Consider the following 3,930-nt stretch of genomic DNA (forward strand, 5'->3'; position numbering starts at 1 on the left):
TTTAGATAAACCTTTTGAAAAATTAGAACCTTTAAGTTTAAATAAACAAAATGAGTTTTTACTTAAGGCTTATTATAAAGTTTATCAAAGTATTAAACATTGTAGAGATTTTAGTAAAATACTCAGCAATGATTTTGAAAATATACAAAGTATATATTTGAGTTTAAATGAAAAAGAAGAATATTTAAATTTAGCTATTGAAAAAATAGATGAGTTTAAAAACAAACTTGAAGATATAAAACAAATGCAAGATTTGTATGAAATTTTAGGTCCTTTACTGACACAATTTGAACTTAATCTTGCTAGAATTTATGTTTTAAATCCTAAAACCAAAGAAGATGTTTTTAATAAAAGTGTTCTTTGGATAAAAGAACACTTAGAATTTATGGAATTAGTTTATGGACATATCAAAGCACAAGAAAGTGCTTTGATAAAAAATATACTTCCTTTAGAAGAAAAACTTAAAGAAAGAAAATTAGATAAATGGATGGAAAGGGTAAGAAGGTGAGAGAGGAAAATAATTTTGAAAAAAATATCAAAGCTTTAGGTGGCTCTGAATATGAAATTTTACGCAAAAAGCTTCAAGATCTTAAAGAACTTAGAGACTTTACTTTTACGCAAGGAAAAGATAATCTTGATATCAATATCATCAAAAAAAGAAATTTAAAAAAAATGTATCAAGATCCCGTAAAAGAACTTGAAAAAGATTTGAAATATTTTAAAGATTTTGCTCGTTATCCTGTACTTTTTTTCTATGGAATAGGAAATGGGATTTTATATAAAATTTTATTGCAAAATAAAAATCTTAAAAGAATGATTATTTTTGAAAAAGAGCTAGAGCTTATATTTTTAGCTTTTAATTTTGTCGATTTTAGCAAAGATTTAAGCTTAGGAAGGCTTATCATCGTTCATCAAGATGATGTAACTTTACCCAAAATTGAAAAAATCTTTCGCCTTACAGGGGATTTGTTTTATCGTTCTTATAATCTACACATTGCTAATAATTTTTACGAAGAATACAAAGAAGATATTTTAAAACTTAACAAGCTTAATATCCTAACCATAAAAAACCATAATCTCATGCATGGAAATGATCCTAAAGATGCTATGCAAGGTATAGAACAATTTGTTTATAATCTTCCCAAACTCATTTCACATCCAAGTTATAAAGAACTTCTAAAAAAAAGAAAAAGTGCTAAAGAAACAGCCATAGTCGTTTCTACAGGACCAAGTTTAACTAAACAACTTCCTTTATTAAAAAAGTATGCCAATAAAGCTACGATTTTTTGTGCAGACAGTGCTTATAATATACTTGCAAGAGAAGGTATAAAACCTGATTATGTTTGCATGCTAGAGCGTGATGAAATAGTAGCAGAATGTTTTAATAATGATTTTGGTAAATTTGATAAAGATATTATTTTTTTAGTTGCTTCTTTGGTGCATAAAAAAACTATTGATTATCTTGAAAAAAACAAAAGAAACTATATGCTTATTCTTAAAGGACAACCTTTTGCAAGATATTTAGATCTAGATGATTATGGGTATATTAATGCAGGCATGAGTGTATCTCATATGGCTTATGAATTTGCAGAAAATTTAGGACATAAAAATATCATTTTAATAGGACAAGATCTAGCTTATGCTAAAGATGGACAAACGCATTCTAAAGGTTTTATTCACGCTAGTTGGCACAATGGGGACTATGAAAGGGATTTTGGAAAATTTACTACCACAGCTTATGGAGGAAAAGGCAAAGTAGAAAGTTCTGAAATTTGGACTCTTTTTAGGCAAATTTTTGAAAATTTTATTTTCTATAGTGAAAGTAAAACTTATAATTGCACTGAAGGGGGCGCTAGGATAGAAAGTGCTATAGAAAGATCTTTTAAAGAAGCTTGCAAAGATCTACTCGAAAATGAAAAAGATAAAAATTTTAAAAAATTAAAAGCTTTAAATACTAAAGAACAATTAGAATTAGGTTTAAAAATCTATAAAAAAATTAAAAAAAATATGAGCTTGGCGCTTAATTTTCAAAAAGAATGTAAAAAAATCAAAAAACAAATTTATAATCTTACCCATGGAAAAAACAAATTATCTTTTGATAAAATCAATCAAAACATCGATAAAATCAAAGAAAAACTTTCAAGCCAAAAATATAGCTTTTTAAAAGAAATTCTAGGGCCTACTTTACACCACGAACAAAGCCTTTTAGCACCTTTATATCTTAAGGATATCAAAGATGAAGCCGATAGACAAAACAAACTTTTTGCTTGGATTTACGCACACGAATCCTTGCTTGAAAATATCATAGATCTTTTAGAAGCTCAAGATAAAAGACTTAAAATCGCTATTTTACCTTTGCAAGACTTTTTAGAAAATAAAAAAGCACTTTAAAAATCTTAGATGCATAAAAGCATCTAAGAAATCATTGAAGAAGTTTTAAAACATTTTGTTGTACAGCATTAGCCTGACTCATCGCATATGAACCTGACTGTGCAAGGATATTATACTTAGAAAAATTTGCACTTTCAGCTGCAAAGTCTACATCTCTGATGGTGGACTCTGCTGCTTTAACATTTACTTGAGTTACAGTGATGTTGTTTATAGTAACTTGAAGTTGATTTTGCACCGAACCAATGTCTGCTCTGATTTGATCAAGATTTGTTATAGCGGTTTCTGCTATATCCATCACAGCCATAGCGCCTTTAAGTGTAGTTACACCTGCAGTTTCTTCCTTAACTCCAAAAGCAGTTGTTTTCATAGTTGCAAACTGAGAAAGTCCACTTTTACTTGAAAAACCAGAACCTTTAGATACATTATAAACTGCTGAAAGTTGAGAAGCACCTGAAATAGCTATCGCAGATTCGGCTATACTTGCAGAATAATTTTTCCCACTACCTGCTGAAAATCCAGAACCTGCTGAAAATCCAGAACCTGCTGAACTCATATAAGCAGAAACAGAAGAATACCCTGCTAAAATATTTTGTTTATTTGCAGAACCAAAACCCATAGCATCAGCGACATTAGCATCAATTTGACCTTTAGACTCCCTTAAAGATACAGAAGCCTGAGAGATAAAATTGCTCGCACCAAAACCTGCAAAAGAAAGTCCAGAACCACTGATTAGAATATCCTTACCATCATTTTTTACCAAAGATAAACGACCATAATTTTCCATCATGTCTTTATTAATAAAAGCACCGCCGCCTATACTTCCTTCGATTTTAATCCCTCTACCTTCTCTTGAAGTGAGCAAAAGCTTGCCATTTTCATCTATAGAGGCTTCTACTCCTGTAGTGTCTTTTACAGAGTTGATCGCAGAAACTAAAGCACCATTGCTATCGCCATCTTTATATTCTATCTGGCCGATTTTTACCCCATTAATAGTAAAATCCTCTCCTGTAGATCCTGCTTTAACCGCAGCCATACCTCGAGTTTCCACTGTAAAAGTAGCCCTAACACCTGTTTTATCAGCTGATTTGTTAATCTCTTCAGCTAAAGCACCAAGACCTGTTCCAACTGAAGTTGAAATCACAACTTTTTGAAATTTAAAATCATCTATACCGTTATAGTTTTTCAAAGTGAATTGCACTTCACCACTGCTTGAAATTCTTCCTCCTGTTTCAAAGCGTGTTAAACCGATTTTAGAAGATTGAGTTGCTCCTATAGTAGCTTTGATGGTTTGATTTGAACTTGCACCGATTTGAAATTCTTGATTGATGAAATTACCACTTAAAAGTTGTTTACCGTTAAATGAAGTAGTATTAGCGATATTATCAAGTTCTTCCATCAAACGATTGATATCTGCTTGAAGCATGGTTCTTGTTTTTAAGCTTTGCCCATCTTGAGCTGCTTGAGTTGCTTTAGTCTTGATTGTATCTAAGATCTTAAGTTGCTCATCCATAGCTTTATCTGCAGTTTGTAAGATACCTA

At 30.7% G+C, this 3,930-nt stretch carries 2 protein-coding genes and 1 pseudogene; 2 read left to right on the forward strand and 1 reads right to left on the reverse strand.

Features of this window, described 5'->3' with window-relative positions; translation table 11 throughout:
• Both AJ936_RS00295 and AJ936_RS00300 read left to right on the forward strand, forming a co-directional pair.
• A pseudogene (locus tag AJ936_RS00295) lies at positions 1-508 on the forward strand (motility associated factor glycosyltransferase family protein); the annotation flags it as partial.
• The gene (locus AJ936_RS00300; RefSeq protein WP_079861676.1) at positions 505-2,391 is read left to right on the forward strand and encodes a motility associated factor glycosyltransferase family protein; all 1,887 of its coding nucleotides are present in this window, start codon (positions 505-507) and stop codon (positions 2,389-2,391) included. The pseudogene AJ936_RS00295 and the gene AJ936_RS00300, both read left to right, overlap by 4 nt.
• A gap of 31 nt (positions 2,392-2,422) precedes the next feature.
• On the opposite strand, the gene AJ936_RS00305 is transcribed toward AJ936_RS00300, so the two are convergent.
• The coding region (locus AJ936_RS00305; protein ID WP_070273936.1) for a flagellin at positions 2,423-3,930 on the reverse strand (1,508 nt) is incomplete at its 5' end.

Origin of the sequence: Campylobacter sp. BCW_6877 (assembly GCF_001762445.1) — a bacterium.
GTDB lineage: Bacteria > Campylobacterota > Campylobacteria > Campylobacterales > Campylobacteraceae > Campylobacter_D > Campylobacter_D jejuni.